General features: G+C 73.4%; 14 protein-coding genes. 10 read left to right on the top strand and 4 right to left on the bottom strand.

The window, feature by feature from the left end:
• Positions 1-106: 106 nt before the first annotated feature.
• On the top strand, positions 107-1,312 hold the full coding sequence (locus ACIQTO_RS07095) for a hypothetical protein (protein ID WP_402383960.1): 1,206 nt from the start codon (positions 107-109) through the stop codon (positions 1,310-1,312).
• Here the strand turns inward: ACIQTO_RS07095 and ACIQTO_RS07090 are convergent.
• A complete protein-coding gene (locus tag ACIQTO_RS07090) occupies positions 1,279-2,442 on the bottom strand; it encodes an acyltransferase family protein (protein WP_402383957.1) in 1,164 nt (387 codons plus the stop codon). The two genes, ACIQTO_RS07095 and ACIQTO_RS07090, sit on opposite strands and share 34 nt — an antisense overlap.
• Positions 2,443-2,670: 228 nt before the next feature.
• Between ACIQTO_RS07090 and ACIQTO_RS07085 the strand changes: the two genes are divergently transcribed.
• Complete coding sequence (locus tag ACIQTO_RS07085; protein ID WP_402383954.1) at positions 2,671-5,694, top strand: bifunctional [glutamine synthetase] adenylyltransferase/[glutamine synthetase]-adenylyl-L-tyrosine phosphorylase; 3,024 nt, start codon at positions 2,671-2,673, stop codon at positions 5,692-5,694.
• 104 nt (positions 5,695-5,798) lie between these two features.
• On the opposite strand, the gene ACIQTO_RS07080 is transcribed toward ACIQTO_RS07085, so the two are convergent.
• The gene (locus tag ACIQTO_RS07080; RefSeq protein WP_402383952.1) at positions 5,799-6,764 is read right to left on the bottom strand and encodes a phosphatase PAP2 family protein; all 966 of its coding nucleotides are present in this window, start codon (positions 6,762-6,764) and stop codon (positions 5,799-5,801) included.
• A 321-nt stretch (positions 6,765-7,085) separates the two neighbouring features.
• On the opposite strand from ACIQTO_RS07080, the gene pulA reads away from it, so the two are divergent.
• From pulA to ACIQTO_RS07050, 6 genes are all read left to right on the top strand, one after another.
• Positions 7,086-12,596 carry a pullulanase-type alpha-1,6-glucosidase gene (gene pulA, locus ACIQTO_RS07075; RefSeq protein ID WP_402383950.1) on the top strand — a complete coding sequence of 1,837 codons (5,511 nt, stop codon included), beginning with the start codon at positions 7,086-7,088 and terminating at the stop codon, positions 12,594-12,596.
• Between the two features lie 560 nt (positions 12,597-13,156).
• Positions 13,157-15,493 carry a M4 family metallopeptidase gene (locus ACIQTO_RS07070; RefSeq protein ID WP_402383947.1) on the top strand — a complete coding sequence of 779 codons (2,337 nt, stop codon included), beginning with the start codon at positions 13,157-13,159 and terminating at the stop codon, positions 15,491-15,493.
• Positions 15,494-15,817: 324 nt separating this feature from the next.
• Complete coding sequence (locus ACIQTO_RS07065; RefSeq protein WP_402383945.1) at positions 15,818-17,140, top strand: ammonium transporter; 1,323 nt, start codon at positions 15,818-15,820, stop codon at positions 17,138-17,140.
• Positions 17,137-17,475 carry a P-II family nitrogen regulator gene (locus ACIQTO_RS07060; protein ID WP_402383943.1) on the top strand — a complete coding sequence of 113 codons (339 nt, stop codon included), beginning with the start codon at positions 17,137-17,139 and terminating at the stop codon, positions 17,473-17,475. The genes ACIQTO_RS07065 and ACIQTO_RS07060 overlap by 4 nt, the downstream gene beginning before the upstream one ends.
• 841 nt (positions 17,476-18,316) lie before the next feature.
• Positions 18,317-20,065: a carbohydrate-binding module family 20 domain-containing protein gene (locus ACIQTO_RS07055; protein WP_402383940.1), complete on the top strand. Its 1,749-nt coding sequence runs from the start codon at positions 18,317-18,319 to the stop codon at positions 20,063-20,065.
• A 147-nt stretch (positions 20,066-20,212) separates the two neighbouring features.
• Positions 20,213-20,434, top strand: a complete 222-nt coding sequence (locus ACIQTO_RS07050) for a hypothetical protein (RefSeq protein WP_402383938.1) — start codon at positions 20,213-20,215, stop codon at positions 20,432-20,434.
• 24 nt (positions 20,435-20,458) lie between these two features.
• Here ACIQTO_RS07050 and ACIQTO_RS07045 read toward each other — a convergent pair whose 3' ends face one another.
• Entirely contained in the window at positions 20,459-21,220 is a 762-nt protein-coding gene (locus ACIQTO_RS07045) for an SDR family oxidoreductase (protein WP_402383935.1), read from the bottom strand.
• 423 nt (positions 21,221-21,643) lie between these two features.
• Between ACIQTO_RS07045 and ACIQTO_RS07040 the strand changes: the two genes are divergently transcribed.
• Together ACIQTO_RS07040 and ACIQTO_RS07035 are read left to right on the top strand one after the other, a co-directional pair.
• Positions 21,644-22,705: an alpha/beta hydrolase gene (locus ACIQTO_RS07040; RefSeq protein ID WP_402383932.1), complete on the top strand. Its 1,062-nt coding sequence runs from the start codon at positions 21,644-21,646 to the stop codon at positions 22,703-22,705.
• 485 nt (positions 22,706-23,190) lie between these two features.
• Positions 23,191-23,946 (top strand): hemerythrin domain-containing protein, encoded by a 756-nt coding sequence (locus ACIQTO_RS07035; protein ID WP_402383930.1) that lies wholly within the window; start codon positions 23,191-23,193, stop codon positions 23,944-23,946.
• A 122-nt stretch (positions 23,947-24,068) separates the two neighbouring features.
• Here ACIQTO_RS07035 and ACIQTO_RS07030 read toward each other — a convergent pair whose 3' ends face one another.
• Positions 24,069-25,583 (bottom strand): FAD-dependent monooxygenase, encoded by a 1,515-nt coding sequence (locus ACIQTO_RS07030; protein WP_402383927.1) that lies wholly within the window; start codon positions 25,581-25,583, stop codon positions 24,069-24,071.
• Positions 25,584-25,658 lie beyond the last annotated feature (75 nt).

Here is a 25,658-nt window from a genome sequence, read left to right as displayed (position 1 = left end):
GCCGTTTGGGTTGCCACGCTCCCCGATGGCGGTATGTGAGGGGATTGTGACGGTGGGTTGTGATCCGATAAGCGAGATCCACCCCTCCCCACCCCGAGAGGACCCCATGCCCTCCTCCACCGTCAGCCGTGCCGCCGCCGCCCGCCTGCTCGCCCGCCGGATCGGCGTCGCGGGGGCGGCCTTCGCCGCCGTCGCGACGCTGGCCTCGCCGGTCGCCGACGCCCGCGGCTCCGGCCCCAAGCAGCCCGGGCTCCGCGCCGACACCATCGCCTCGAACCCGATCCCCTTCACCACCCGCTTCGAGGGTGACTTCCACGGGTCGGTGACCCGGATCAGCAACTCGCTGATGACCTGCGACGAGACCCAGCCGCCGGTCGACCCGGCGCAGCCCGCCTGCGTGGACGCCCGCACCGGGGCGGGCAGCCGCCCGATCAACAACAACTACCAGATGAAGTACATCAACATCGACCCCGGTTCCATCGGCCCGCTCGGCGACCCGATCTACTCCGCCAGCTCCGCCGACCTCGGCCTGCTGGAGGGCTCCGAGATCAAGTACGCCCGGCTGTACTGGGGCGGCACCCGGGGCATCGGCGACACCGTGCTGCCGGAGAACCAGATCGACGAGATCTACCTCAAGCTCCCGGGCGACAGCCAGTACACCAACATCGCCAACGACCAGCCGTCGATCGGCTACATCACCACCACCGAGGAGAGCAGCTACCAGGCCTCCGCCGACATCACCGACCTGGTGAAGAAGCACGGCAACGGCACCTACACCGCGGCCAACATGGACTCCGTGGTCAAGCCGCACAGCTGGGGCGGCTGGACGATCGTGGTGGCGTACGAGAACCCGTGCAAGCCGCTGCGCCACGTCCACGTGTGGGACGGCTTCCAGGTCGAGCTGCCGGACAGCCCGCCGCGCGAGTTCGACCTGACCGGGCTGCGGACCCCGGCCACCGGGCCGGTCGCCGGCAAGCTCGGCTTCGTGGTCTACGACGGCGACCTGAAGTGGACCGGCGACACCCTCGCGATGAAGTCCACCAACGGCCCGCTGACGCCCTTCCAGGACGTGAACCACGCGGTCAACGACTCGTTCAACTCCACCATCGAGGAGCTGACCCCGGCCGACCAGTTCGCCCGGAACCCGTACAACCGCAACAACTTCGGCTACGACTCCAACCGGTGGGACATCTCGCCCTACCTGCGCAACGGGGACACCGACATCTCCATCAAGTTCGACACCGACAAGGACGGCTACGACCTGGGCGTCTTCTACGCCTACGTGAACCTGGACGGCTCGCTGGAGGGCTGACCCGGCCTCACCGAACGGCGCCGCTGCCGCACCACCCGCGCCGGGTGGAGCGGCGGCGGCGCCGTCGTGCGCGCGGTACGCCCGCGCAGCGCCCGCTCGCAGGGCCGCTCGACCCAGCGGTACAGCGCGCCGGCCACCAGCAGGCTCGCACCGGCCAGCAGCAGCCAGACCGCCGCCGTGGCCGCGCCGGGCTCCGGGCGGCCGGCGACCCGGAGCCAGCAGCGGATGCCGATCTCGTGCACCAGGTACCAGGCGTAGGACCACTCGCCGAGCCGCACCGCCACCCGGCCGGCCAGCAGGCGCGGCCCGCCGGACGGTGTGCGGTCGCGTTGCGCGGCGGCCACCAGCAGCGCGGCGAACAGCGGCGCCGGGACCAGCTGGGACGCGCTGTACGGGCCCCACCAGACGGAGTCCGGCGCGGCCGCGTGCCACGGCACCAGCAGCAGGTGCCAGCCGGCCACCGCCGCCGCGGCGGCGGTGAGCGGGACGCGGGGCAGCCGACCGTGCCGGACGGCCAGCCCGGTGACCACACCGAGGACGAACTGCGGGGTGCGGGTCAACGGCAGGTAGTCCAGCAGCCAGCCGCGCACCGCCGGATCGGCCGGGAGCAGGGCGCCCGCCGCCCAGAGCACCGGGCCGAGGGCCGCGCACACCGCGGCGAGCGGCGCCCGGAGCCGGCGGCGCGGGGCCAGCGCGCGCAGCAGGAACGGGAAGAGCAGGTAGAACCAGGCCTCCGCGCCGAGCGACCAGGAGGCCGGGTTGCCGCCGAACACCGTCTCGCGTGCCCAGGGGTGCACCAGCGGCAGCGACCAGAGCGCCGCCGCCAGCGGCAGCGCCGCGCCGGTCACGGCGTCCGCGCCGAGCGACAGCGCCGTGGTGAGCGCGTGCAGGGGCCAGATCCGGGCGAACCGGCGGCGGGCGAAGCGCCGCACGGTGGTCGGCACGCCGTCGTACGTCCAGGCCAGGACGAAGCCGGAGAGCACGAAGAAGAACGTCACGCCGCTGCGGCCGTACCAGGCGAGCGGGCCCAGCAGCGGCACCTCGCCCACCTTCCGGGCGAGGTGGTAGAGCACCACCAGCAGCGCGGCCCAGAACCGCAGCCCGGTGAGCGAGGGCAGTCGGGTGGGCATCGGGCGCTCCGCGGGTCGGGTCGGGCTGGGTCGGGTCGGGCTGGGGCCGGCCGGCGCCGCGTGCGTCGGGCCGGCGCCGGTCCAACGAGTCGGGGTCGACCCGGGACACGCCCCGGCACGGTCGCGTCGTCGCGCCGGGGAGCGCGGGGCGGAGCCCGGCCGCGTACCCTGCTGGAGGCGGGTCGGACCGGGCGGTCACGGCCCGCGCGGGCCGGAGCCGGAGGGGCGATGACGGTGGAGGAGCAGCGGGCCGGGAGCCGGGTGAGCCGGCCGGAGATCAGGCTGGTCCGGCGCGGGTTCACCGATCCGGCGCAGGCCGTCCGGCTGCTCGCCGGACCCGGCCTGGAGGGGCTGGCCGACGACCCGGTGCTGCTGGACGCGCTCGGCGCCACCGCCGACCCGGATCTCGCCCTGCTCGGCCTGGCCCGTTTGCTGGAGGGCGCCGACGAGACCGAGCGCCACACCCTGCGCGACACCCTCACCACCTCCAAGCCGCTGCGCGACCGGCTGCTCGGTGTGCTCGGCGCGTCCACCGCGCTCGCCGAGCACCTGGCCCGGCACCCGCACGACTGGCACGTCCTGGTCACCTTCGAGCTGCGCGACATGCACCCCGGCCCGGACGACTTCCGGCGCGCGCTGCGCGAGGGCGTGGCGGCGGAGCCCGCCGGCAGCCGGGCGGACGCGCTGCGGGTCTCCTACCGCCGCTGCCTGCTGGCCATCGCCGCCCGTGACCTCACCGGCACCACCGACCTCGCGCAGACCGCCGCCGAGCTGGCCGACCTCGCCGGCGCCACCCTGCAGACCGCCCTGGACATCGCCGCCGAGGAGGATCCGGAGGCCGCCGGGGCCTGCCGCCTCGCCGTCATCGGCATGGGCAAGTGCGGCGGCCGCGAGCTCAACTACGTCTCCGACGTGGACGTCATCTTCGTCGCCGAGCCGCAGGACGGCGTCGACGAGCACGAGGCACTCAAGGCCGCCACCCGGCTGGCCGCCGCGCTCACCCGGCTCTGCGCGGACACCACCGGCGAGGGCACCATCTGGCCGGTGGACGCCAACCTGCGCCCCGAGGGCCGCAACGGCCCGCTGGTCCGCACCCTGGCCAGCCACCGGGCCTACTACCAGCGCTGGGCCAAGACCTGGGAGTTCCAGGCGCTGCTCAAGGCCCGCCCGGTCGCCGGTGACGCCGAGCTCGGCGTCGCCTACCTGGCGGCGCTGGAGCCGATGGTCTGGCAGGCCGCCGCCCGGGAGAACTTCGTCACCGACGTGCAGCAGATGCGCCGCCGGGTGATCGACTCCATCCCCGTCACCGAGCTGGACCGCCAGCTCAAACTGGGCCCGGGCGGCCTGCGCGACGTCGAGTTCTCCGTCCAGCTGCTCCAGCTGGTGCACGGGCGCACCGACCCGTCGCTGCGCAGCGGCAACACCCTGGAGGCGCTCGCCGCGCTCTCCCGGGGCGGCTACGTGGGCCGGGCCGACGCCGCCTCGCTGAACACCGCCTACCGCTTCCTGCGCTCGCTGGAGCACCGGATCCAGCTGCACCGGCTGCGCCGCACCCATCTGATGCCCACCGGCGAGGAGGACCAGCGCCGGCTGGCCCGCTCGCTCGCCCCGCTGATCAACGACGACACCCGGGCCGACCCGGTCGCCGCCCTCCAGCGGGAGTGGAAGCGGCACGCCGTCGAGGTCCGCCGGCTGCACGAGAAGCTGTTCTACCGGCCGCTGCTGGACGCGGTCGCCGAGCTGCCGACCGGCGCGACCGGGCTGACCCCGGACGCCGCCCGGGCCCGGCTGGAGGCGCTCGGGTACGCGGACCCGGCCGCCGCGCTGCGCCACCTGACCGCGCTGGCTTCCGGGGTCAGTCGCAAGGCCGCCATCCAGCGGACCCTGCTGCCGGTACTGCTCGGCTGGTTCGCCGACTCCGCCGACCCGGACGCCGGGCTGCTCAACTTCCGCCAGGTCTCCGACGCGCTCGGCCGCACCCCCTGGTACCTGCGGCTGCTGCGCGACGAGAGCGCCGCCGCCGAGCAGCTGGCCCGGGTCCTCTCGGCCGGCCGGCTCGCCCCCGACCTGCTGCTGCGCGCCCCCGAGGCGGTCGCCATGCTGGGCGACCCGCAGGGCCTGACGCCACGCGGCCGGCCCGCCCTGGAGCAGGAGATACTGGCCGCCGTCGGCCGGGCCGACTCGGCCCCGGCGGCCGTCGCCGCCGCCCGGTCGGTGCGGCGCCGGGAGCTCTTCCGGACCGCCGCCGCCGATGTCCTCGGGCGGCTCGGTGACGACCCGGCCGAGGCCCTGGACGCCGCGGGCGAGGCGCTCACCGCGCTCAACGCGGCCACCCTGCAGGGCGCGCTGCGCGCCTGCACCGCCGCCTGGGAGGCCCGGCACGGGGAGCTGCCCACCCGGATCGCGGTGATCGCGATGGGCCGGTTCGGCGGGCGCGAACTCGGCTACGGCTCCGACGCGGACGTGCTCTTCGTCCACGAGCCGCTGCTCGGCTCGCTGGAACAGGACGCGGCCCGCGCCGCCCAGGCGGTCTGCCACGAACTGCGCACCCTGCTCTCCGGGCCGTCCACCGAGCCGCCGCTGGTGGTCGACGCCGATCTGCGCCCCGAGGGCCGCAACGGACCGCTGGTGCGCACCCTCGCCTCGTACGCGGCGTACTACCGGCGCTGGTCGCACGCCTGGGAGAGCCAGGCGCTGCTGCGCGCGGAGCCGGTGGCGGGGGACACGGGCCTGGGGGAGCGGTTCCGGCAGCTGATCGACCCGCTGCGCTACCCGGGCGCCGGGGTGCCCGAGCGGGACGTGGTGGAGATCCGCCGGATCAAGGCCCGGATCGAGGCCGAGCGGCTGCCGCGCGGCGCCGACCCGACCACCCACACCAAGATCGGCCGGGGCGGGCTGGCCGACGTGGAGTGGACCGTCCAGCTGCTCCAGCTCCAGCACGGGCACGAGCTGCCGGCGCTGCGCACCACCCGGACCAGGCCGGCGCTGGCGGCCGCCGCCGGGGCCGGGCTGGTCGGCGCGGAGGACGCGGCGGTGCTGGACGCCGCCTGGGTGCTGGCCTCCCGGGTGCGCTCCGCGGTGATGCTGGTCCGCGGCCGGCCCGGGGACAGCTTCCCCGGGGACGCCCGGGAGCTGGCCGGGGTGGCCCGCTACCTCGGCTACGGGGCCGGGCACAGCGGCGAGCTGGTCGACGACTACCGGCGCACCACCCGGCGGGCCCGGGCGGTGGTGGAGCGGCTGTTCTACGGGTGAGCCCCGCGCCCCCGGGTACGGCGGGAGCCGCCCGGACCCACCGGAGGCGGACACGGCGAAGGGCCCGCGGAAAGCTCCGCGGGCCCTTCGCCCTGTCGGCGGCCTCAGCGTCGCCCGGCGCTCACCGCGGGCGCGCTCCACTGCTCGGGCACGGTGATCGGTTCCTCCGCCGTCTCCCGGGCCGGGATCTTCGGCAGGCGGTAGACCCACACGTGGTAGATCAGCCGGGCCGCGACGAAGCCGACCGCGAGGCAGACGACGCCGCCGACCGCGTCCATCCAGAAGTGGTTGGCGGTCGAGACGATCACCACCAGGGTGGCCACCGGGTAGAGCAGGCCGAGCGCGCGCACCCAGGTGGCGCGGGCCAGGAAGAAGATGGTCAGACCGCACCAGAGCGACCAGCCGATGTGCATCGAGGGCATCGCCGCGTACTGGTTGGAGACGTGCGTGGCCGGCCCGGAGGCCATCGAACCCCAGGTGTTGTGGATCTTCAGGGTGTCGATGAAGCCGCCGTCCGTCATCAGCCGGGGCGGGGCCAGCGGGAAGAAGTAGAACCCGACCAGGGCGATGCCGGTGGTGACGAACAGCACCGTGCGGGCCGCCACGTAACGGCCGGGGTGCCAGTGGTAGAGCCAGACCAGGACGCCGATGGTCACGATGAAGTGCAGCGTCGCGTAGTAGTAGTTCATCCCGACGATCAGCCACGTGACGCTGTCGACCGCGTGGTTCACCGAGCGCTCGACGGCGACGCCGAGGCTGTGCTCGAAGTCCCAGATCAGGCTCGCGTGCCGCTGGGCTATCGCTTCCTGCTCGGGGACGGCGTTGCGGACGAGGGAGTAGACCCAGTAGCTGATCCCGATCAGCGCCAGCTCGAACCAGATCCGTGGCCGGGCCGGCGAACGGCGTTGGTCACGGATGCGGCCGCGCAGCGCGGCCGAGCGGGACTGGGCGACGCGGGTGGCTCCGTCGGGCGTCCGGCCGGAGGTGGCGGGGCCCGTCGCGGAACCGCCACCGTGCGCCGCTCCGGCGCGCTCGGCGCCGGTCTGCTGGATCTCGGTCGGTTCCCCCATGGACGAGAAGTCTGCCAGACGTCCCGTAGCCGTCTGCTCATCCTCTGGAAGTGGATTCTTCACCGACTGTCCCCCTTGAGGGCTAGGGGACGGCTCCCACCGGGGTAGGGGGTGCTCTGGGGTCTGGTACGAACCGGTGGGACGGGCATACGTCCTATTGTCACGCCGGGTGGTCCGGGTGGCGCAATCGGGGGGCGGACAACGGCGCGCGGGGGCCGAAATTTCCAGGGCCGAAACCGTTTCTGCATCTTGCTGAAACAGATTGCAGACCGCTAGCGTCCTGGCAACTCGACACCCCTTACCCCCGCAAGGGAGCCCTCAGTGGCCGATGTCCCGCCCCGCCGCCGGCGGAGCACCACCCCGACCCGCAGACCCGGTCGCACGGCCGTGCTGCTCGCCGCCGCGCTGACCGCCGCCACCCTCGGCACCGCGGCTCCCGCGGCCCTCGCCGCGGCCCCGCCCGGCCCGCCCTCGGACGCCGCGCTGGCCGCCACCGCGGGGCGGCACGACCTCACCCGCGAGCAGTTCTACTTCGTCCTGCCGGACCGCTTCGCCAACGGCGACCGGGGCAACGACACCGGAGGCATCACCGGCAGCCGGCTGGACCACGGCCTCGACCCGGCCGACAAGGGCTTCTACCACGGGGGCGACCTCGCCGGCCTGATCCAGCGGCTCGACTACATCCAGGACCTCGGCACCACCGCGATCTGGATGGCGCCGATCTTCAAGAACAAGCCCGTCCAGGGCACGGGCGACAACACCAGCGCCGGCTACCACGGCTACTGGATCACCGACTTCACCCAGGTCGACCCGCACTTCGGCACCAACGAGCAGCTCAAGGAACTGATAGCCAAGGCGCACGCCCGGGGCATCAAGGTCTTCTTCGACGTCATCACCAACCACACCGCCGATGTCGTCGACAACGGGCAGCGGCAGTACGGCTACCGCTCCACCGGCGCCTACCCGGTACTGGACGCCGACGGCCGCCCGGTGGACGAGACCGCCGTCGCCGACGCGGGCGCCGCCTGGCCGAAGCTGACCAAGGACTCGTTCCCCTACAGCCCGGTCTTCCGCGACCCGGCCGACGCCGGGGCCAAGACCCCGGCCTGGCTCAACGACCCCGCGCTCTACCACAACCGGGGCGACTCGACCTTCGTCGGCGAGTCCGCCACCGAGGGCGACTTCTCCGGCCTGGACGACCTCGACACCCAGAACCCCAAGGTGGTGAAGGGCTTCGAGAAGGTCTACCAGCAGTGGGTCAAGGACGCCGGGGTGGACGGCTTCCGGATCGACACCGTCAAGCACGTCAACATGGCCTTCTGGCAGCAGTGGGCGCCCACACTCAAGGACTTCGCCGCCAAGCAGGGCAACAAGAAGTTCTTCATGTTCGGCGAGGTCTACTCCGGGGACCCGGCGATCACCTCGCCGTACGTCACCAGGGGCCGCCTCCAGGCCACCCTGGACTTCCCGTTCCAGAACGCCGCCCGCTCCTACGTCTCCCAGGGCGGCTCGGCGCGCGGCCTCGCCGACGTGTACGGGCAGGACTACCGCTACACCACCGCCGACACCGACGCCTACGAGCTGCCGACCTTCCTCGGCAACCACGACATGGGCCGCTTCGGGTCCTTCCTGGTCGGCGACAACCCGGGCGCCGACGAGGACACCCTGCTGAAGAAGGACCGGCTCGGCACCGAGCTGCAGTTCCTCACCCGGGGCCAGCCGGTCGTCTACTACGGCGACGAGCAGGGGTTCACCGGCGCGGGCGGCGACAAGGACGCCCGCCAGGACCTCTTCGCCTCGCAGACGCCCTCCTACAACAGCGACCGGGTGCTCGGCGGCCCCGCCGGCTCCGCCGACCGCTACGGCCAGGGCGGCGGGCTCTACCGGGGCATCGCCGGGCTGGCCGCGCTGCGCCGCGACCACCCGGCCCTCGCCGACGGCGCCCAGATCGAGCGGTACGCCGCCGACGGCGCGGGCGTGTACGCCTTCTCCCGGATCGACGCCGGGCAGCAGGTCGAGTACCTGGTCGCGGTCAACAACGCGGACGGGGCGAAGACCGTCACCCTGGACACCTTCTCGGCCGGTCAGGGCTTCGACCGGATCTACCCGGCGGCGGGGGAGCGGCTGACCGCCGGCGCGGACCGCAAGGTCACCGTCACCGTCCCCGCGCTCTCCTCGGTGGTGTTCAAGGCCGCCGCGAAGCTCGCGCCCGTCGCGGCCGCCCCGCGGCTCGCGCTGCGGACCCCGGCCGACGGCTCCACCGGCACCGTCACCGTCGGCGCGGACGTCGACGGCGGGGGCTTCGACCGGGTCACCTTCGCCGCGCAGATCGGCGACGCGCCCTGGCAGACCCTCGGCACCGCCGACAACGGGACGTACCGGGTCACCCAGGACCTGGGCGCCGTGCGGCCCGGCACGGTGGTCCGCTACAAGGCCGTCGTCCAGGACTCCGGCGGCCACCTGCGTTCGGCCACCGGCAGCTTCACCACCGGCGCGCCGGCCCCCGTACCGGCGCCCAGCGCCACCGCCCGCCCGTACGCCGTCGTGCACTACCAGCGCGGGAACGGCGACTACGACGGCTGGAACCTCTACGCCTGGGGCGACCTCGCGGACGGCGAGGCCACCACCTGGCCGGCCGGGCACGGCTTCACCGGCCGGGACGCGTACGGCGCCTTCGCCTACGTGAAGCTGAGGGAGGGGGCCTCGGACGTCGGCTTCGTGGTCGAGAAGGACGGCGTCAAGGACGTGGACGCGGACCGCCACCTCGACGTCGGCGCGACCGGCGAGATCTGGCTCAAGGAGGGCGACCCGGCCGTCCGGACGGCCAACCCCGGGCCGGTGAACACCCAGCCCGCGAACACCGCCGTCATCCACTACAACCGGGCCGACGGGAACTACGACGGCTGGGGTCTGCACGACTGGACCGGCGCCGCCACCCCGACCGACTGGGGCAACCCGCTGCTGCCGGCCCGCCGCGACGCGTTCGGCGCCGTCTTCGAGGTGCCGCTGGCACCCGGCGCGACCAGCCTCAGCTACATCCTGCACCGGGGCAACGACAAGGACCTGCCCGACGACCAGTCGCTGGACCTCGCCGTCAGCGGCCGTGAGGTCTGGATCCTCGGCGGCCGGCCGGGCCACCTGCTGCCGCAGAGCGCCGCCGCCTCCGCCCAGGTGGACCTCGGCTCCGCCAAGGCCCAGTGGATCGACGCCCGGACGGTGGTGGTGCCGGCCGGCTACGGAGCGGACGACGCCGCCCTGGCCGGCGGCACCAGCGCCCAGCTGGTGTACGACCCCGAGGGCGGCATCCGCGCCGACAAGGGCGTGCTGAGCAAGCCCGGACAGTGGATCCGGCTGACGCCCGTCCCCGGCGGCCCGACCGCCGCGCAGAAGGCGAAGTACCCGCACCTGGCGGGCTACCGGGCCTTCACCGTGGACGCCCGCGACGCCGCCCGGGTGCCCGACGCCCTCCGGAGCCAGCTGCTCTTCACCGAGCACCTGCCGAGCGGCGCCGCGACGGCCGCCACCGGGGTGCAGATCCCGGGCGTGCTGGACGACCTGTACGCGGGCCGCACCGGCCGGGTGGACTTCGGGCCGGCCTACTACCACGGCAAGGTGGCGCTGTCGGTCTGGGCGCCGACCGCGCGGGAGGTCTCCGTCCAGCTCTTCGACGGCCCGGCCGGCGGTACTCCGAAGACCGTGCCGCTGACGCTGGACGACGAGACCGGGGTCTGGGAACTCGTCCGGGACAAGGCCGAGTTGGACGGCAAGTACTACCTGTACCAGGTGAAGGTCTGGGCGCCGTCCGTCCAGCGCACGGTGGTCAACGCCGTCACCGACCCGTACGCGGTGGCGCTCTCCACCGACTCCGGGCGCAGCCTGGTCGCCGACCTCGCCGCCAAGGAGCTCAAGCCCGCCGGCTGGGAGAACCACGCCGTCCCGAAGGCCGTCCCGCCCGCGCAGCAGCAGATCCAGGAGCTGCACGTCCGGGACTTCTCGGTCGAGGACACCACCGTGCCGGCCGCCGAGCGCGGCACCTACCTGGCCTTCACCGAGTCCCAGTCGGCGGGCATGCGGCACCTGCGCGAGCTGGCCGGGGCCGGCGTGACCACCGTCCACCTGCTGCCCACCTTCGACATCGCCACCATCCGGGAGAACCGGGCCGAGCAGAAGCTGCCCGCCTGCGACCTCGGGGCCCTGGCGGCGGACAGCGAGAAGCAGCAGGAGTGCGTGGCGGCCGTGGCCGCCGAGGACGCCTACAACTGGGGCTACGACCCGCTGCACTACAACGTGCCGGAGGGCTCGTACGCCACCGACCCGGAGGGCACCGCCCGTACGGTGCAGTTCCGGCAGATGGTGCAGGCGATCCACGCGGCCGGGCTGCGCGTGGTGCTGGACGTGGTCTACAACCACACCGCCGCCGCCGGTCAGGCCGAGCACTCGGTGCTGGACCGGATCGTCCCCGGCTACTACCAGCGGCTGGACGCCAACGGCAAGGTGACGACGGACAGCTGCTGCGCGGACACCGCGCCCGAGCACGCCATGATGAACCGCCTGGTGGTGGACTCGGTGACCACCTGGGCCCGTGAGTACAAGGTGGACGGCTTCCGCTTCGACCTGATGGGCCTGGACCCGAAGTCCACCATGCTGGACGTGCGGGCGGCGCTGCGGAAGATGACGCCGGACTCGGACGGGGTCGACGGGAAGAACGTCTTCCTCTACGGCGAGGGCTGGAACTTCGGCGTCGTCGCGAACAACGCCCGGTTCGAGCAGGCCACCCAGCTGAACATGGCCGGCACCGGCATCGCCACCTTCGACGACCGGGTCCGGGACGCCGCGCGCGGCGGCAACTTCCAGCTCTCCTCGGCCCCGCAGCAGGGCTTCGCCTCGGGCCTGTTCACCGATCCCAACGGCTCGCCCGCGAACGGCACCCCGGCGGAGCAGAAGGCCCGGCTGCTCCAGCAGATGGACCAGCTGAAGGTGGCGCTCACCGGCAATCTGGCCGGCTACTCCTTCACCGACAGCTCGGGCCGGGCCGTCACCGGCGCGGGCGTCGACTACAACGGCGCCCCGACCGGGTACGCGGCGAAGCCCGGCGAGTCCGTGGAGTACGTGGACGCGCACGACAACGCGGACCTGTTCGACGCGCTCGCGTACAAGCTGCCCACCGCCACCGCGCCCGCCGACCGGGCCCGGGCGCAGGCGCTCGCGCTCTCGCTGACCGCGCTCACCCAGGGGCCGGGCTTCGTCCAGGCCGGCAGCGACCTGCTGCGTTCCAAGTCGCTGGACGCCAACTCCTACGACTCGGGCGACTGGTTCAACGCCGTCCAGTGGGACCCTTCGCGGGGCAACGGCTGGGGCCGCGGGGTGCCGATGGCGGCCGACAACAAGGAGATGTGGCCGGCCGCCAAGTCCCTGCTGGCCGATCCGCGGCTGGTGGTGGGCGCCGCCGACATCCGGGCGACCGCCGCGCAGTACCAGCAGTTCCTGCGGATCAAGCAGGGCTCGCCGCTGTTCTCGCTGCCCACCCTGGCCGCCGTCCAGCAGCGGCTCTCCTACCCGCTCTCCGGCACGGCCGGCGAGACGCCCGGGGTGATCACGCTGCATCTGGACGGGACCGGGCTGGCGGGCGCGGAGAAGGGCATCACGGTGGTGTTCAACGCCACGCCCACCGCGCAGAGCCAGACCGTGGCCGCCCTGCGGGGGACGGCGCAGGCACTGCACCCGGTGCAGGCGGGCGGGGCCGACCCGGTGGTCAGGCAGGCCGGCTTCGCCGCCGGGACCGGCACCTTCACCGTGCCGGGTCGCACCGTGGCGGTCTTCGTCCAGAGCTGACGGATCGTCGCACACGGCCCCGCGCCACCCCCGGGTGGCGCGGGGCCGTGGTATTTCCCGCCGGTGCCCGGTGAGCGGGTGGCCGAAAACCGCCCCCGGCACGGCCGGAAAGGTGGGGTGCCCGATCCACCCGACGACGCGGTCCACCATGCGGACTCCGAGCGGGCCCTGAGCGCTGGTCAGTGCCCGCCGGAGGTGATCGAACTTTTGCGGCGGCAATGAAAACCGTCGTCGGTAGATCGCACGCCCGTAACACGCGGGGCGGTCCGACGGGTGAACGGGCCCGGTAGCGAATCGGCCAATCCGTGGCATGCATCTGTCATTAACGGCTCGTTTGCTGCCACGATTCCCCCGGCTGCAGACGAGGGGGCCCCACCCCCCGGTGCGGCTGTCCCAGGTCAGGTACAGCGCCTCTTCCTGTCAGCAACTGTTCGGCACATTGCTCCGCAACCGCACCCGCGCCGCGCACCCGGCGGCGGGGGCCCCCACTGCGCCGCAACCCTGCGGCCAGGTTCTCTCCACCGCACGCGCACCCCGCGTCGGTCGGAAAAGGAGTCCGCATGTCGCGTTACACCCAGGCTCGGAAGGCAGCGGTTGTCATGGCCGCCACCACCGCGCTGCTGGTGACCGGTATCCCCGTCATCGCGCAGGCCGCCACTTCGGACGCGCCGGCTGCCGTCGCCGCCCAGCAGGCGAGCCGCGCCCAGCTGATCGCCTCCGCGACCCAGCAGACCGGCACCCTCGCCCAGGTCCTCGGCCTCGGCAGCGAGGAGAAGCTGGTCACCAAGGACGTCGTCCAGGACGCCAACGGCGCCCGCCACCTGCGCTACGAGCGCACCTACGCCGGACTTCCGGTGCTCGGCGGCGACCTGATCGTCCACCAGGACGCCACCGGCGCCACCCAGGGTGTGACCAAGGCCAGCGAGGCCGTGCTGACCGGCGTGAACACCACGCCCGCGCTGGCCGCGCCGAAGGCGCAGGAGGCCGCGCTCGCCGCCGAGGCCGGCTCCGCCCTCGACACCGCCCCGCGGCTGGTCGTCTGGGCCGCCGACGGCACCCCGAAGCTCGCCTGGGAGACCGTCGTCTCCGGCAAGGAGTCGGACGGCACCCCGAGCCGGCTGCACGTCGTCACCGACGCCAAGACCGGCGCCGTCCTGAGCCAGGCCGAGGGCATCAAGACCGGCACCGGCCAGGGCGTGTTCGTCGGCAACGTGCCGCTGACCACCACCCAGAGCGGGTCGAACTACCAGCTCAAGGACGGCACCCGCGGGGGCCAGTACACGACCAACATGAACAACGGCACGACCGGCAACGGCACGCTGTTCAGCAAGACGAGCGACACCTGGGGCAACGGCCAGGCCAGCAACAAGGAGTCCGCGGCCGTCGACGCCCAGTACGGCGCCGCCGCCACCTGGGACTTCTACAAGAACACCTTCGGCCGCAGCGGCATCCGCAACGACGGTGTCGGCGCGTTCAGCCGCGTCCACTACGACAGCGGCTACGTCAACGCCTTCTGGGACGACGGCTGCTTCTGCATGACCTACGGCGACGGGTCGGGCAACACCCACCCGCTGACCGAGCTCGACGTGGCCGGCCACGAGATGAGCCACGGTGTCACCTCCGCCACCGCCAACCTGAACTACTCGGGTGAGTCCGGCGGCCTCAACGAGGCCACCTCGGACATCTTCGGCAACGCCGTCGAGTTCTACGCCAACCTGCCCGCCGACAACCCGGACTACCTGGTCGGCGAGCTGATCGACATCAACGGCAACGGCACGCCGCTGCGCTACATGGACAAGCCCTCCAAGGACGGCGGCTCGGCCGACTCCTGGTACTCGGGCGTCGGCAACCTGGACGTCCACTACTCGTCCGGTGTCGCCAACCACTTCTTCTACCTGCTGGCCGAGGGCAGCGGCGCCAAGGTCGTCAACGGCGTCAGCTACAACAGCCCGACGGTCAACAACATCACCGTCACCGGCATCACCCGGGACAAGGCGCTGCAGATCTGGTACAAGGCGCTGACCTCGTACATGACCTCGACCACCAACTACGCCGCGGCGCGCACCGCGACGGAGAAGGCGGCCACCGACCTGTACGGCGCCGGCAGCCCCGAGCTGATCGCGGTCGGCACCGCCTGGGCCGCCGTCAACGTCGGCAGCCTGCCCAACAACCCGGGCGGCGTCACCGTCACCAGCCCGGGCAACCAGAGCACCAAGGTCGGCACCGCGGTCAGCCTGAGCATCAAGGCCAGCGGCGGCACCGCCCCGCTCACCTACTCGGCCACCGGCCTGCCCGCCGGCCTGTCGATCAACGCCTCCTCCGGCCTGATCACCGGCACCCCGACCACGATCGGCACGTCCACCGTGACCGTCACGGCGAAGGACGCTGCCAACAAGACCGGCACCGCGAGCTTCACCTGGACCGTCAGCGACAGCAGCAGCACCTGCACCCCGGCGCAGCTGCTCGGCAACGCCGGCTTCGAGACCGGCACCGCCGCGCCGTGGACCGCCTCCAGCGGGGTCGTCGACAACAGCGCCTCGCAGGCCGCGCACGGCGGGTCGTGGAAGTCCTGGCTGAACGGCTACGGCTCCACCCACTCGGACAACCTCTCGCAGACGGTGACCATCCCGGCCGGCTGCAAGGCCTCGCTCAGCTTCTACCTGCACGTGGACACCGCGGAGACCGGCTCCACGGCGTACGACAAGCTGGCGGTCACCGTCAACGGCACCGCGCTGAAGACCTACTCCAACGTGGACGCCGCGGCCGGCTACCAGCTGCGCACCTTCGACCTCTCGTCCTACGCGGGCCAGACGGTCACCCTGAAGTTCGCCGGCACCGAGGACGCCTCGCTGCAGACGAGCTTCGTGATCGACGACACCTCGATCGCCACCAGCTGACCCGCCTCGGCGGTCGGTAGAACCAAGTAGGACAGGGAGCGGGGTCCGGCAGCCACGGCTGCCGGGCCCCGCGTCCGTCCGTCCGGGCCGGTCCGCGGTGCGTTCCGGGCCGGTCGGCGGTGCCCGGTGCGGTGCTTTCCGGCCCGGCCGCCGGACGCGGGGGAGTGAGCTTTCGGAAACCGCCCGGCAACTGCGGGGCAACCGCCGGGCAACACGAAACACGGGCGAAACGTGTCCGTCCGCAACCAGAAATCCGCCCTCGCGACACTCTCCCAACCGACCCGCGCTCCCCCCTGGCGCGGGCCCGTGGGAAGGCACGCCCCTATGTTCCTGGCTGACCCGTCGTCCGGCCTCGACACCGGTGACACCGCCTGGCTGCTGGCCAGCACCGCTCTCGTCCTGCTGATGACCCCCGGCCTGGCGCTCTTCTACGGCGGCATGGTCCGCACCAAGAGCGTGCTCAACATGATCATGATGAGCTTCGTCTCCATCGCCGTGGTCACCGTGGTCTGGCTGCTGGCCGGCTACTCGCTCGCGTTCGGGCCGGACGTCGGCGGGTGGGGCCTGATCGGCGGCCTGGACCACCTCGGGATGGCCGGGATCACTCCCTCCTCGCTCACCGGCCACGTCCCCACGGTGCTGTTCGCCACCTTCCAGCTGACCTTCGCGATCATCACCGCCGCCCTGATCAGCGGCGCCATCGCCGACCGCGCGCGGTTCGGCTCCTGGGTCGCCTTCACCGCCGTCTGGACACTGCTGGTCTACGTCCCGGTGGCGCACTGGGTGTTCGCGCCCGGCGGCTGGATCCTGGCCAGGCTCGGCGCGCTCGACTTCGCCGGCGGCACCGTGGTCGAGGTCAACTGCGGGGCCGGCGGACTGGCCCTGGCGCTGCTGCTCGGACCCCGGATCGGCTTCCGCAAGGAGGCGATGCGCCCGCACAGCCTGCCCCTGGTGCTGCTCGGCGCGGGCCTGCTCTGGTTCGGCTGGTTCGGCTTCAACGCGGGCTCGGCGCTGGGCGCCAACGGCCTGGCCGCGTCCGTGCTGCTCAACACCCAGGCGGCCGGCTGCACCGGGCTGCTGGGCTGGCTGCTGGTCGAGAAGCTCCGGGACGGCCACGCCACCACGCTGGGCGCCGCCTCCGGGGCGGTGGCCGGCCTGGTCGCCATCACCCCCTCCTGCGGGAGCGTCGACCTGCTCGGCGCGCTGGTGATCGGGCTGGTGGCGGGTGTGGTCTGCTCGTACGCGGTCAGCTGGAAGTTCCGCTTCGGTTTCGACGACTCGCTCGACGTGGTGGGGGTGCACTTCGTGGCCGGGGCCATCGGCACCGCGCTGATCGGCCTGTTCGCGAGCGCCGTGATGACCGGCGGTCCGGTCGGGCTGCTGCACGGCGGTGGCCTCGGCCAACTCGGCAAGCAGCTCGCCGCGGTGGCCGCCGTCGCCGGGTACGCCTTCGCCATGACGTACGGGATCGGGCGGGTGATCGACCGGGTGATGGGCTTCCGCGCCACGGAGGAGCACGAACTCACCGGTCTGGACCTCGCCGTGCACGCCGAGACCGCGTACGATCACGGCGTCCTGGGCCACGGCACGACCGCCCACGCCACCACCGTGCTCACGCACTCGTCCGACAGGACCCCCTCCGCATGAAGCTGATCACCGCGATCGTCAAGCCGTTCAAGCTGGACGAGGTCAAGAACGCGCTGCAGGCCATCGGCGTGCACGGACTGACCGTCACCGAGGCCAGTGGGTACGGGCGCCAGCACGGCCACACCGAGGTCTACCGGGGTGCCGAGTACCGGATCGACCTGGTGCCCAAGGCCCGGATCGAGGTGGTGGTCGAGGACGCCGATGCCGAGCAGGTGATCGAGGAGATCGTCCGGGCCGCCCGGACGGGCAAGATCGGCGACGGCAAGGTCTGGGCGGTGCCGGTGGAGACCGTCGTCCGGGTCCGTACCGGCGAACGCGGTCCGGACGCGGTGTAGTTCGGGTAGTTCCGACGCCGGGTGGTTCCGCCGCGCGGTCCGGGCGTCCTGCGGTCCGGGTGCCGCGCGGTCCGGGCAGCCCGCAGTTCCGGCGGGCCGTCGGCGGCGGGTCCGGGCCGGCCGGCTGTCGGCGGCGGTCTGCTGCCACGGCCCGAGCGTGAACGGTGGCCCGGCCCGGGTGGGGCACGGGCTGAGCCGCGACTCGCCGTCCGTCCGTCCCGCCGCGGCTGCCGCGGCTGCCGCGGGCCGGCGCGGTGGCCTGCGAGGCCGGGTCGAACACCTCGGCCGGCACCGTGCCGGTGTCGTTCCCGTCGTCGTGGCGCGGCAGCACCCTGCGCGCGCAGGTGTCCGGCGAGGGGCCCTTCTCGCCGCGCCGGAGCCGGCCCCGGACCGGGAACATCGGGGCGAGGGCGGGCCGGACGAGGTCCCGGGCCTGCTGCCCGTCGCCGCACATCAGGCAGGCGACCTGGAAGAGCCGTCCGGCCCGCTTCGCCGCGAAGTCCTCGAAGTCGCCCGCCCTGCTCAGCCGCCCCCGTGTGCCGTTCGCCGGCTGTGGTCCTCCGCCGGCCGGCCGGCGCCCGTCGGCGGGTGTCCGGTCCCGCTGTCGGCCGCCGCCCTCCGCGGTCGGCCCTCTGCCGTCCTGCGCTGTCGCCACTGTCCACGCCGTGGCGCGCGGACGAGTCGCACACGAGCTTTCCGGGGCTGCAGAAACGTTGCTCCCAAGGCCTTGACGGGCCCTCATCGCGACCCTAGGTTCAGCGCTGCAAGTTTCCAGCAAGTTTCAGCAATCTTTCACGAGCGGTACCCCAGGCTGCCCCCACCCCAGCCCCCAGGAGACATCGTGGTCACCATCGCCCCCACCCGCCGGCCTGCCCGGACGGCGGGCGCGCTCACCGCCTCGGCGGCGCTCGCGCTCTCGCTCACCGCGGCCTTCGGCGCCGCCCCCACCGCCCAGGCCGCCCCGCCGGGCAGCGGCAAGGACGTCACGGCCACGCTCTTCGAGTGGCGCTTCGACTCCGTCGCCAAGGCCTGCGCCGACACCCTCGGCCCCAAGGGCTACGGCTTCGTCGAGGTCTCGCCGCCCCAGGAGCACATCCAGGGCAGCCAGTGGTGGACGTCCTACCAGCCGGTGAGCTACCGGATAGCCGGGCGCCTCGGCGACCGGGCGTCCTTCAAGAGCATGATCGACACCTGCCACGCGGCGGGCGTCAAGGTGATCGCCGACTCGGTGATCAACCACATGTCGGCCGGCTCCGGCACCGGCACCGGCGGTACGAACTACACCAAGTACACCTACCCCGGGTACTACCAGGACCAGGACTTCCACTCCTGCCGCACCGCGATCAGCAACTACGGTGACCGCTCGAACGTGCAGAACTGCGAGCTGGTCAACCTCTCCGACCTGAACACCGGCAGCGGCTACGTCCAGCAGACCATCGCCGGCTACCTGAACGACCTGGCCTCGCTCGGCGTCGACGGCTACCGCATCGACGCGGCCAAGCACATCGCCGCCGCCGACCTCGCCGCGATCAAGGCGAAGACCGCCAACCCCAACGCGTACTGGGTGCAGGAGGTCATCTACGGCGCGGGCGAGCCGATCCAGCCCACCGAGTACACGGGGACCGGCGACGTCGACGAGTTCCGCTCGGGCACCTGGCTGAAGAGCGCCTTCCAGGGCGGCCGGATCGCCGACCTCGGCAGCTGGGGCTCCGGGCTGCTGCCGAGCGACAAGGCCCGCACCTTCGTCGACAACTGGGACACCGAGCGCAACGGCTCCACGCTGACCTACAAGGACGGCTCCGCCTACACCCTGGCCAACGTCTTCATGCTGGCCAGCCCCTACGGCTCGCCCAACGTGTACTCCGGCTACGCCTTCTCCGGGCACGACGACGGCCCGCCGAACGGCGGCACCGTCAACGCCTGCTACAGCGACGGCTGGAACTGCACCCACGCCTGGCGCCAGGTCGCCAACATGGTGGGCTTCCGCAACGCGGTGGCGGGGACCGGGATCACCAACTGGTGGTCCAACGGCAACAACGCGATCGCCTTCGGGCGCGGGGGCAAGGGCTTCGTGGCGATCAACCGCGAGTCGGGCCCGGTCACCCAGACCTTCCAGACCTCGCTGCCGGCCGGCTCCTACTGCGACGTCCAGCACGGTGACCCGGCGTCGGGCGGCTGCACCGGCCCGTCCTACACCGTCGGGTCCGACGGCCGCTTCACCGCCACCGTCGGCGCGGGTGACGCGGTGGCGCTGTACGTGGGCGCTCCCGGCGGCTCCGGCGGCGGCACACCGGTGAGCGGCGGCGCGTCCTTCGCGGTCAACGCGACCACCGTCTACGGGCAGAACGTCTTCGTGGTCGGCAACACGGCCGCGCTCGGTGCCTGGGACACCGCGAAGGCGCTGCCGCTCTCCTCGGCCGGGTACCCGGTCTGGAAGCTCGACGTGGCGATGCCGGCCGGGACGGCGTTCGAGTACAAGTACGTCCGCAAGGACGCCTCCGGGGCGGTGACCTGGGAGTCCGGGGCCAACCGCACGGCGACGGTGCCGACTTCGGGCGGCGTGGCGCTGAACGACACCTGGCGCGCCTGATTCACCGCGCCGGCCGCCGCCCTCCGTCCCGCGCCCGGCGCGGGGGAGGGCGGCGGCCGTCAGCGCGCCGTCCGGGAATTCGCCCGCGCGGGTGGCGCCGCCCCGGTTCCACCCGCCGGGACGGGCCGGCGCTGCCAGCATCACGGGATGAGAGCCACCCCTGTCGTCCTCGACGTCGAACTCCTCGGCGGCCGTTGGGACGGCCACCGCAAGCGGGTCAACGCCACGGCCCCGCCACCGTCGCTGCGGATGGCGCTGCGGGCCGAACTGCCCGCCGCCGAGGCCGGCGAGTACTGGCCGACCACCTGCGTCTACCGGCTGGACGACACGGGAGGCCGGTGGCACTACCGCTACTCCCACGACGAGTAGCGCCCGCCGCCCGCCGCCGCCCGGTCAGCCCCGGCCGATGTACGGCATGGCGGTCGCCATCACCGTGGCGAACTGCACATTGGCCTCCAGCGGCAGCTCCGCCATGTGCCGCACGGTGCGGGCCACGTCCGCGACGTCCATGGTCGGCTCCACCGCGACCCGCCCGTCCGCCTGCCGCACCCCGAGGCTCATCGGCGCCGTCATCTCGGTCGCCGCGTTGCCGATGTCGATCTGCCCGCAGGCGATCCGGTACGGCCGCCCGTCCAGCGACAGCGACTTGGTCAGCCCGGTGACGGCGTGCTTGGTCGCCGTGTAGGCGATCGAGTGCGGCCGCGGCACGTGCGCGGAGATCGACCCGTTGTTGATGATCCGGCCGCCCTGCGGGTCCTGCGCCTTCATCTGCCGGAACGCGGCCCGCGCGCAGAGGAAGGCGCCGGTCAGATTGAGGTCGACCACGGCCCGCCACTCGGCGATGTCCAACTCGTCCACCGCGGCGGGCGCGCCGAACGTCCCGGCGTTGTTGAACAGCACGTCGACCCGGCCGAACCGCTCGGCGGCCGCCGCGAAGAGCGCGTCCACCGCCGCCGGGTCGGTGACGTCGGTCGGCACCACGACGGCCACGTCGCCGCCCGGTCCGGCCGCCGCGCAGCGCCGGGCCGTCTCGCGCAGCGGCTCCTCCCGCCGCCCGGCGAGCACCGGCCGCCACCCGGCGGCGGCCAGCTCCACGGCCACGGCGCGCCCCACCCCGCTGCCGGCTCCGGTGACGACGGCGATCTGCTGCGGCATGGCGGTACTCCTCGGGGGTCTTCGGGCGGCTCGTCGGTCGACGGCGGGTGTGCCGATCGTTCCCGATCCGCGGCCCGGAGTCACTGGTGGAAGGCCCCAAAGTCCGGCCCGTCCGGCGGGCCGCCGGCTGTGGAGGGCTCCCTCCCCGCCACCCGGCGGGGGGCTTCCCCCGCCGATCGGCAGAGCCACCCGCCGGCCTTTACCCGATCGGGGACAAACCTTGGGCCGACGCCGGGTCCGGCGCAACCGGGCCGCCCGGGACCACGTCATAAGATCGCAGGACGACGCGCTCCCGCGAGGGACGGCGCGCCGCCGCCCCGGGGGCAGGCACGACGTCGCACCCCGGGTCTGTCCGGCCCCACCCGGGGGCCGCCGCCCGGCTCCCGAGGGAGCGGGCGCGAGATCGGTCGGAGAGTCCTCACCGTGCAGCCGCAGTCCACCCGTATCCGCGCCGTCCTGACCGGCGCCGCCGCCTTGGCCCTGGCCGCCTCGCTGGCAGCCTGTGGCAGTACGGACGGCAGCGGAAAGGGGGACGCCGTCAAGGGGAACGCCGCCAAGGGCGGCACGGCGAGCGGTACCACCGCGCCGGGCACCCCGACGGCCTCCGGCAGCGCGACCACGCCGCCGGCCCCGAGCCCGGCCGGCAAGGTCCTGATGCCCGCCGGTCCGGCCACGGCCTTCACCAAGGCCCGCGACACCGCGGCCGGGCAGATCATGGTGACCACGCTGAACGGTCCCAAGTCGGGCGTCTCCGGCAAGGTCTGGGTCTGGCTGCCGCCCCAGTACAACGACCCGAAGTTCGCCCGGACCGGCTTCCCCGTGCTCACCCTCTACGCGGGCGGCCAGAGCGCCGGGTACAACACCTGGACCGACAACCAGCTGCCGATCCAGGAGATCGACGCCAACCTGGCGGCGGCCGGCACGGCGCACCCGTTCATCATGATCATGCCGGTGCAGAACCTCGACTCCAACGAGGCCAAGGCCCTGGAGTGCGCCGACATCCCGGGGCAGCCCAAGATGGGCACCTGGATGGCCGAGGACATCCCGGACTTCGTCCGCGCCAACTTCCGGACGGTGAAGGGCCGCGACGGCTGGGGGCTGATGGGTGCCTCCACCGGCGCGTTCTGCAGTGCCAAGCTGGCGCTGCAGCACCCGGACAAGTTCAAGGCCGCCGTCCCGATCGACGGCTACTTCAACCCGGACTCGCCGCTCTGGAAGGGCCACGAGGCGGAGCGCCAGGCCAACAGCCCCGAGCTGATGGTCGCTCAGGGCAAGGCCGACGTCAGGCTGCTCGCGACCGCGGGCGGCGCCAACCCGTTCGAGATGAAGCTGGTCAAGGCGTGGGTCGGCAAGGCCGCGGCGCCGCTCACCGTCGAGTACTACGAGCAGGCCGGTGGCAAGCACCTGACCACTGACTTCAAGAAGATGATCCCGGACACGCTGCAGTGGCTGACCAAGAACCTCGCGGGGCCGCAGAGCGACTGACCCCGCGGGGGTGGCCGGTGGGCGTGGGCACCGGCCGCCCGTCGGGCGGTCCGGCCGGCCCGCCGACCGTCTGACCGTCCGCCTCCGGTGCGCCGGCGAAGCACCGCGGACGCGTCCGGTGCCGGCGCCCGGGCGCCCGCGCCCGCTGCCGTTCGCGCCCGCTGCCGTACGTGCCCGCTGCGTGCGTGCCCGCGCCCCGGCCCGTCGGGTGCCCGCCCCGGCCCCGCCGGCCCGCACCTCCACCGTCTCGCCGACGCACCCCGGCACGGCCCCGCGCGCACTCGGCCCGCGGTGCGCGGAGCCGCCGCGACGCCCCGCGCCAGGCCGCTGACCTGCACGTCAATCGGACATTGATTCGCCTCTGATCGACTACGGCCACTGTGATGGGACCGCATTCCGCCAGTGCCGCCAGCCGCGAACCCGGCCGTGAACCCGGTCGTGCCATGCCGTGCAAGCCCGCCGTGCCAAGTCGTGAAGAGAGTGCCATGCCGAGCCACCTGCTGCCCGTAGCGTCCCCCTCCGTGCCCGCCCAGGCGGGCTCCCAGCGTCAGCGGGCCGCCGACGAGGAGTCGCAAGCCGTCCGGTTCGCCGGACTGCGACTGGTGCACGACGCCCTCCGCCGCGACCTCGCCCGGCTGCCCAACGCGCTGCGGCTGCTGCAGCCCGGTGAGGACGAGAAGGGCGAGGCGCTGCTGCGGCACTGGACCTTCGTCACCGCGATGCTGACCTGCCACCACGAGCAGCAGGACACCCGGATCTGGCCGATCGTCCGCCGGTTCGCGCCCGAGCTGCGGCTGCTGCTCAACTGGCTGGAGGCCGACCACCACAACCTGGACCACTCCTTCACCCGGGTCACCACCCTGGTCCGGATCGCCAGCCGGGACGCGGGCAGTGCCTGGCCGGTCGCCTACGCGATGGACGACCTGGCGGCCCGGCTGGAGACCCACCTGCGGATCGAGGAGCGTCAGCTGCTGCCCCGGATGGAGCGGGTCTTCGCGGACACCTCGCGGGTCGGCGGCCTGCCGGAGCTGCTGGACCTGCTGCGCTCCGCCGACGGCCCCGGCAGTGCCGACGCGCTCGCCTGGCTGCTGGACGGTGTCGAGCCCGCGGTGGTCGAACGGCTGCTGGCCGACTGCGACGACGACGTGGCCCGCAACTGGCCGCACTGGCACGCGACCTACCAGCGCTGCACCGCCCTGCTGTGGGGGCCCGCCGACACCTCGGACGGCTCCGCCGAGTGAGCGGCGGGTCTTTTTCGGGCCCTTGATCTACGCGCGTGGCATATGCCGGAGGCCCGTGCCACGCAGTCCGGCGCGTCGAACCCTTCCGGCGCGTCGAGCCCCCGCTCCCGCCCCGGCCCCGTTCAGGACCGGTGCAGGCCGAGCCGGGCGAGGTACCCCGGCAGGTCGGCCGGGTCGTGGGTGGCCAGTCCGAGATAGCCGTCCGGCCGGACCACGAAGAGCCCGCGGCCGTAGGCCTCGGCCGTCACCCCGTCGTCGACGCGGTGCGTCCGCACGCCGGCCGGGACGTCCGGCAGCTCGTGACCGACCGCGAGCACCGTCACCTGCGGGCCCCGGAACACGTCGAACAGCCGGGTTCCCGCCGTGCCCGGTGCCGCGTCCAGTGGTGCGTCCGGCGCGCGCTCCCCGGCACGCAGCGCGTCCTCGGCCAGGCCGGAGCGCGCCTCCACGGTCAGCGGGCCGTGCTCGTAGCCGAGCCCCAGCTGTTCCGTCCGGGGCCCCCGGCGCAGTCCGCCGTCCTGCACCCCGCCCGCGCGGTGCAGCCGGGTGGAGAGCTCCAGGACGTCGGCGGCGATCGGCAGCCGCTCCGCCTCGTAGCTGTCCAGCAGCTCCTCCGGTGCGCCGTGCCGCAGGACCTGGCCGAGCTTCCAGCCCAGGTTGTAGGCGTCCTGGACGCCGGTGTTCAGGCCCTGCCCGCCCGCGGGGGAGTGGATGTGGGCGGCGTCCCCGGTGAGGAAGACCCGGCCGGCCCGGAACCGCTCGGCCAGCGCCGCGCGCGGGCGGAAGTCGGAGGCCCAGCGCACCTCGCCGACCGCCGACGCGGCGAGGTGGGTCCGGGCCGCGATCACCCGGCGTACCCCGTCGGGCGAGGTGTCCGGCGTCTCGTCCGGGTCGAACTGGGCGAACAACTGGAAGTCGGTGGTGCCGGGGAGCGGGCAGAGCAGCAGCGGCCCGCCGGGCCCGTGGGGCCAGACGTGCCAGTTGCCGCGGTCGAGGCCGTCGATCCCGACGTCCGCGACCAGCGCCGGCCGGGGGTCGACCTCCTCGCCGGCCATCGTGATGCCCACCGCGCGGCGCACCGTGCTGCGTCCGCCGTCGGCGGCCACCAGGTAGCGGGCCGAGACGGTCCGCCCGATGCCGTCCGGGCCGGTCAGGGTGGCCCCGACCCGGTCGGGGTACTGGTCGAGGCCGGTGAGCGCGGTGTCGAAGGAGGTCCGGCCGCCGAGCTCCACCAGCCTGGCGTGCAGCAGCTCCTGGGTGCGCCACTGCGGGATCATCCAGACGTCCGGGTGCGGGACGGTCGGGTCGGGCAGGCTCCGGTCCACGAGGTCCCACTCGCCCTGCCGCTCGCCGTCCTGCCAGGACAGCATCCGGGGGTACGGCGCGCCGTACGCCCGCACGGCGGACAGGACGCCGAGGTCGTCGAGGACCTCCTGGGTGCGGGGCTGCAGCCCCTTGCCGCGCGAGCCGGGGAACAGTGCTCCGGCGCGTTCCACCAGCACGGCGTCCACGCCGCGGCGGGCGAGGTCGCAGGCCAGGGTGAGGCCGGCCGGTCCGGCGCCGACGATCAGGACGTCGGTGCGATCCGGGTGCCGGGCGGGCCGCTGCGGGGTGGGCTGCTGCTGGGCAGGCGTCATGAGGACTCTCCTTAACGACGTTAAGTTGGCCGATGGGGAGAGCATGGGCTTAACGGTGTTAAATTGTCAATGCCG

This window comes from Kitasatospora sp. NPDC091207, assembly GCF_044768625.1.
In the GTDB taxonomy this organism is placed as follows: domain Bacteria; phylum Actinomycetota; class Actinomycetes; order Streptomycetales; family Streptomycetaceae; genus Kitasatospora.
This window is presented reverse-complemented; position numbering and strand designations above follow the sequence as displayed.

Coding starts and splice junctions, on each gene's coding strand:
- ACIQTO_RS07045 (WP_402383935.1), bottom strand. CDS start 21,220: ATGCCGCAGCAGATCGCCGTCGTCACCGGAGCCGGCAGCGGGGTGGGG.
- ACIQTO_RS07070 (WP_402383947.1), top strand. CDS start 13,157: ATGTCGCGTTACACCCAGGCTCGGAAGGCAGCGGTTGTCATGGCCGCC.
- ACIQTO_RS07060 (WP_402383943.1), top strand. CDS start 17,137: ATGAAGCTGATCACCGCGATCGTCAAGCCGTTCAAGCTGGACGAGGTC.
- ACIQTO_RS07050 (WP_402383938.1), top strand. CDS start 20,213: ATGAGAGCCACCCCTGTCGTCCTCGACGTCGAACTCCTCGGCGGCCGT.
- ACIQTO_RS07090 (WP_402383957.1), bottom strand. CDS start 2,442: ATGCCCACCCGACTGCCCTCGCTCACCGGGCTGCGGTTCTGGGCCGCG.
- ACIQTO_RS07065 (WP_402383945.1), top strand. CDS start 15,818: ATGTTCCTGGCTGACCCGTCGTCCGGCCTCGACACCGGTGACACCGCC.
- ACIQTO_RS07030 (WP_402383927.1), bottom strand. CDS start 25,583: ATGACGCCTGCCCAGCAGCAGCCCACCCCGCAGCGGCCCGCCCGGCAC.
- ACIQTO_RS07080 (WP_402383952.1), bottom strand. CDS start 6,764: ATGGGGGAACCGACCGAGATCCAGCAGACCGGCGCCGAGCGCGCCGGA.
- ACIQTO_RS07085 (WP_402383954.1), top strand. CDS start 2,671: ATGACGGTGGAGGAGCAGCGGGCCGGGAGCCGGGTGAGCCGGCCGGAG.
- ACIQTO_RS07035 (WP_402383930.1), top strand. CDS start 23,191: ATGCCGAGCCACCTGCTGCCCGTAGCGTCCCCCTCCGTGCCCGCCCAG.
- ACIQTO_RS07095 (WP_402383960.1), top strand. CDS start 107: ATGCCCTCCTCCACCGTCAGCCGTGCCGCCGCCGCCCGCCTGCTCGCC.